The sequence below is a fragment of the Psychroserpens sp. SPM9 genome (assembly GCF_025153525.1).
Taxonomy (GTDB): Bacteria; Bacteroidota; Bacteroidia; order Flavobacteriales; family Flavobacteriaceae; genus Psychroserpens.
Genome location: NZ_JANZNR010000017.1, coordinates 1 through 5,555 on the forward strand (window position 1 = coordinate 1; position 5,555 = coordinate 5,555).

At 45.6% G+C, this 5,555-nt stretch carries 2 tRNA genes and 3 rRNA genes; all 5 read left to right on the forward strand.

Features of this window, described 5'->3' with window-relative positions:
- Positions 1 to 435: 435 nt before the first annotated feature.
- Positions 436 to 1,957 (forward strand): 16S ribosomal RNA (locus N4270_RS16885).
- An 86-nt stretch (positions 1,958 to 2,043) separates the two neighbouring features.
- Positions 2,044 to 2,117: transfer RNA gene (locus tag N4270_RS16890), tRNA-Ile, on the forward strand.
- A 124-nt stretch (positions 2,118 to 2,241) separates the two neighbouring features.
- A tRNA-Ala gene (locus tag N4270_RS16895) sits at positions 2,242 to 2,318 on the forward strand.
- 156 nt (positions 2,319 to 2,474) lie between these two features.
- Positions 2,475 to 5,295 (forward strand): 23S ribosomal RNA (locus N4270_RS16900).
- 104 nt (positions 5,296 to 5,399) lie between these two features.
- A 5S ribosomal RNA gene (rrf, locus tag N4270_RS16905) occupies positions 5,400 to 5,508 on the forward strand.
- Together the 16S, 23S and 5S rRNA genes with 2 tRNA genes alongside form the textbook arrangement of a ribosomal RNA operon.
- Positions 5,509 to 5,555: the final 47 nt, after the last annotated feature.

Consider the following 5,555-nt stretch of genomic DNA (forward strand, 5'->3'; position numbering starts at 1 on the left):
TTTTCAAACAAATTTCATTACCCAATAGTCGATATATTAAGGTGTTAAGCGTTTGTAAAAAAAAGAATTAAAAAAAAGATATCAAAAGGTTTGGAAAGAAGAAAATAAGGGTTGTATATTTGCACCCGCTAAGCGAGATAAGTTTAGTGAAGTTCATAAGGATTTTGATTTGAAAGTGGGGTTGTAAAAATAATTTCAAAAAAAAGTCAAAAGATATTGTGGGAATAAAAAAAGGGTTTTATATTTGCACCCGCTTAAGTGATAAAGCGCTTAAGAAAAGATAAGAAAAGTTCATTAACATATTGAATTGACAGCGTAAGAGGATTATTGGAAACGATAATTTTCGAGACAAAAGAATAGACCATTTTGAGTACTAAAAATTAAACAATTTCGATTAGTTGTTAAAAGAACAAGTCTAAAAGACTTAAAGATTTAACGATGAAGAGTTTGATCCTGGCTCAGGATGAACGCTAGCGGCAGGCCTAACACATGCAAGTCGAACGGTAACATTGGTGCTTGCACCAGATGACGAGTGGCGCACGGGTGCGTAACGCGTATACAATCTACCTTTTACAGGAGGATAGCCTTTAGAAATGAAGATTAATACTCCATGGTATTATTGATTGGCATCAATTAATAATTAAAGCTTCGGTGGTAAAAGATGAGTATGCGTTCTATTAGCTAGATGGTGTGGTAACGGCATACCATGGCAACGATAGATAGGGGCCCTGAGAGGGGGATCCCCCACACTGGTACTGAGACACGGACCAGACTCCTACGGGAGGCAGCAGTGAGGAATATTGGACAATGGAGGCAACTCTGATCCAGCCATGCCGCGTGCAGGAAGACTGCCCTATGGGTTGTAAACTGCTTTTATACAGGAAGAAACACTCCCTCGTGAGGGAATTTGACGGTACTGTAAGAATAAGGATCGGCTAACTCCGTGCCAGCAGCCGCGGTAATACGGAGGATCCAAGCGTTATCCGGAATCATTGGGTTTAAAGGGTCCGTAGGTGGATAATTAAGTCAGAGGTGAAAGTCTGCAGCTCAACTGTAGAATTGCCTTTGATACTGGTTATCTTGAATTATTATGAAGTAGTTAGAATATGTAGTGTAGCGGTGAAATGCATAGATATTACATAGAATACCAATTGCGAAGGCAGATTACTAATAATATATTGACACTGATGGACGAAAGCGTGGGGAGCGAACAGGATTAGATACCCTGGTAGTCCACGCCGTAAACGATGGTTACTAGCTGTTCGGACTTCGGTTTGAGTGGCTAAGCGAAAGTGATAAGTAACCCACCTGGGGAGTACGTTCGCAAGAATGAAACTCAAAGGAATTGACGGGGGCCCGCACAAGCGGTGGAGCATGTGGTTTAATTCGATGATACGCGAGGAACCTTACCAGGGCTTAAATGTAGAGTGACAGGACTAGAGATAGTTTTTTCTTCGGACACTTTACAAGGTGCTGCATGGTTGTCGTCAGCTCGTGCCGTGAGGTGTCAGGTTAAGTCCTATAACGAGCGCAACCCCTGTTGTTAGTTGCCAGCATGTAAAGATGGGAACTCTAACAAGACTGCCGGTGCAAACCGTGAGGAAGGTGGGGATGACGTCAAATCATCACGGCCCTTACGTCCTGGGCTACACACGTGCTACAATGGTAGGGACAGAGAGCAGCCACTTCGCGAGAAGGAGCGAATCTATAAACCCTATCACAGTTCGGATCGGAGTCTGCAACTCGACTCCGTGAAGCTGGAATCGCTAGTAATCGCATATCAGCCATGATGCGGTGAATACGTTCCCGGGCCTTGTACACACCGCCCGTCAAGCCATGGAAGCTGGGAGTGCCTGAAGTCCGTCACCGCAAGGAGCGGCCTAGGGTAAAATTAGTAACTAGGGCTAAGTCGTAACAAGGTAGCCGTACCGGAAGGTGCGGCTGGAACACCTCCTTTCTAGAGAAAGACGACTAAGCGAAACACATTTTAAGAAAGAAGTTGTTTATTCTTTTGCTGTTAATTTAATTGATCTATTATAGTAGAGTCTCATAGCTCAGCTGGTTAGAGCGCTACACTGATAATGTAGAGGTCGGCAGTTCGAGTCTGCCTGAGACTACTATCTATAATATTATAAAGGAAATTCTAGAAGTTGGGAAACCAGTTTACAGTACGCAGTTTGCAGTACGCAGTACATCACCATAAAACTGATTACTGAATATTGATTACTGACGACTAAAAACGGGGGATTAGCTCAGCTGGCTAGAGCGCCTGCCTTGCACGCAGGAGGTCATCGGTTCGACTCCGATATTCTCCACCAAGTTCCCGTGAAAACGGGAATCTCAAAGTTCATTGACATATTGAAAAAAGATACATAAAAATAATAAGTACAACAATTTATTGTTGTATTGAATCATAATTAGTTAAAGTTTACGAGCTTTTAACTAGTTATAACTCATTAAAAAGACAAAAAGTACAATAAGCTACATAAGAGCGTATGGGGAATGCCTAGGCTCTCAGAGGCGATGAAGGACGTGATAAGCTGCGAAAAGCTGCGGGGATTGGCACATACAAATCGATCCGCAGATATCCGAATGGGGCAACCCAGCATGTTGAAGACATGTTATCCGTAAGGAGGCGAACCCGGAGAACTGAAACATCTAAGTACCCGGAGGAGAAGAAAACAAAAGTGATTCCGATAGTAGCGGCGAGCGAACTCGGATTAGCCCAAACCATAATTGTTACGGCAATTGTGGGGTTGTAGGACCACGATATTTGATGCGTAATGAATTAGAACACTTTGGAAAGAGTGACCAAAGAGGGTGATAGTCCCGTATAAGTAAAGATCGTTATTAATAGTGGTATCCTGAGTAGTGCGGGACACGTGTAATCCTGTATGAATTTGGCGGGACCATCCGTTAAGGCTAAATACTCCTGAGAGACCGATAGTGAACTAGTACCGTGAGGGAAAGGTGAAAAGAACCTTGAATAAAGGAGTGAAAAAGATCCTGAAACCATACGCTTACAAGCGGTCGGAGCCCTTTGGGGTGACGGCGTGCCTTTTGCATAATGAGCCTACGAGTTACCGTTGCTAGCAAGGTTAAGGCATTCAGTGCCGCAGCCGTAGCGAAAGCGAGTCTGAATAGGGCGCTTTAGTTAGTAGTGGTAGACGCGAAACCGTGTGATCTACCCATGGGCAGGGTGAAGCTGTGGTAACACACAGTGGAGGCCCGAACCGGTTGACGTTGAAAAGTCTTCGGATGACCTGTGGGTAGGGGTGAAAGGCCAATCAAACTCGGAAATAGCTCGTACTCCCCGAAATGCATTTAGGTGCAGCGTTGATTTATAGTTTTATAGAGGTAGAGCTACTGATTGGATGCGGGGGCTTCACCGCCTACCAATTCCTGACAAACTCCGAATGCTATAAAATGTTCATCAGCAGTGAGGGCATGGGTGCTAAGGTCCATGTCCGAGAGGGAAAGAACCCAGACCATCAGCTAAGGTCCCCAAATGTATGTTAAGTTGAATAAACGAGGTTGAACTGCTTAGACAGCTAGGATGTTGGCTTGGAAGCAGCCATTCATTTAAAGAGTGCGTAACAGCTCACTAGTCGAGCGGTTCGGCATGGATAATAATCGGGCATAAACATACTACCGAAGCTATGGACTTGAAAAAGTGGTAGGGGAGCATTGTAGTGTCGTCGAAGGTGAGTCGTGAGGCTTGCTGGAGAAGCTACAAAAGAAAATGTAGGCATAAGTAACGATAATGCGGGCGAGAAACCCGCACACCGAAAGACTAAGGTTTCCTCAGCTATGCTAATCAGCTGAGGGTTAGTCGGGACCTAACGCGAACCCGAAAGGGGAAGTGGATGGACAACAGGTTAATATTCCTGTACCTGCTCACACTAAAAGTGACGGAGGCGTATATTTGGTGCGTGCTGACGGAATAGCACGTTGAAGCGAGTAGTAATACCGCGATAGTACACTGAGACTACGGTCAAGGTGATAATCCAGAGAAGCGACTTCCAAGAAAAGCGAGTGAAGCAGCCCGTACCCTAAACCGACACAGGTAGTTGGGATGAGAATTCTAAGGTGCTCGAGAGATTCATGGCTAAGGAACTAGGCAAAATCGGCCCGTAACTTCGGGAGAAGGGTCGCCCCACTTCGGTGGGGCCGCAGTGAAAAGGTCCAGGCGACTGTTTATCAAAAACACAGGGCTCTGCTAAATCGAAAGATGATGTATAGGGCCTGACACCTGCCCGGTGCTGGAAGGTTAAGTGGAGGGTTTAGCTTCGGCGAAGATCTGAAATGAAGCCCCAGTAAACGGCGGCCGTAACTATAACGGTCCTAAGGTAGCGAAATTCCTTGTCGGGTAAGTTCCGACCTGCACGAATGGTGTAACGATCTGGACACTGTCTCAGCCATGAGCTCGGTGAAATTGTAGTATCGGTGAAGATGCCGATTACCCGCAGTGGGACGAAAAGACCCCGTGAACCTTTACTATAGCTTAGTATTGGCTTTGGATAAGTAATGTGTAGGATAGGTGGGAGACTTTGAAGCAGCGTCGCTAGGCGTTGTGGAGTCATTGTTGAAATACCACCCTTTGCTTATCTAGAGTCTAACCCCGTAATCGGGGGACAGTGCTTGGTGGGTAGTTTGACTGGGGTGGTCGCCTCCAAAAGAGTAACGGAGGCTTCTAAAGGTTCCCTCAGCACGCTTGGTAACCGTGCGTAGAGTGCAATGGCATAAGGGAGCTTGACTGAGAGACATACAGGTCGATCAGGTACGAAAGTAGAGCATAGTGATCCGGTGGTTCCGCATGGAAGGGCCATCGCTCAAAGGATAAAAGGTACTCCGGGGATAACAGGCTGATCTCCCCCAAGAGCTCACATCGACGGGGGGGTTTGGCACCTCGATGTCGGCTCGTCACATCCTGGGGCTGGAGAAGGTCCCAAGGGTTGGGCTGTTCGCCCATTAAAGTGGCACGCGAGCTGGGTTCAGAACGTCGTGAGACAGTTCGGTCTCTATCTACTGTGGGCGTTAGAAATTTGAGTGGATCTGACTCTAGTACGAGAGGACCGAGTTGGACTAACCTCTGGTGTACCAGTTGTTCCGCCAGGAGCATTGCTGGGTAGCTACGTTGGGAAAGGATAAGCGCTGAAAGCATATAAGCGCGAAACCTACCACAAGATGAGATTTCTTTAAAGGGTCGTGGAAGATGACCACGTTGATAGGCTATAGGTGTAAAGGCAGTAATGTCATAGCCGAGTAGTACTAATAACCCATAGGCTTATTGTACGCCTGTTTTTTTAGAGTGACAATACTATTTTTATGATGTTTTTTTTCAATATGTTATTTTATACGGTTAAGTAGATTACTAAATCTACACACACCGAAAGATTTAAGGTGATTATTGCGATGGGGCTCACCTCTTACCATTCCGAACAGAGAAGTTAAGCCCATTTGCGCCGATGGTACTGCCAGTTGTGGGAGAGTAGGTCGTCGCCTTTTTTGAAACCCTTTTCATATCAAAATGAAAAGGGTTTTTTGTTTTTATA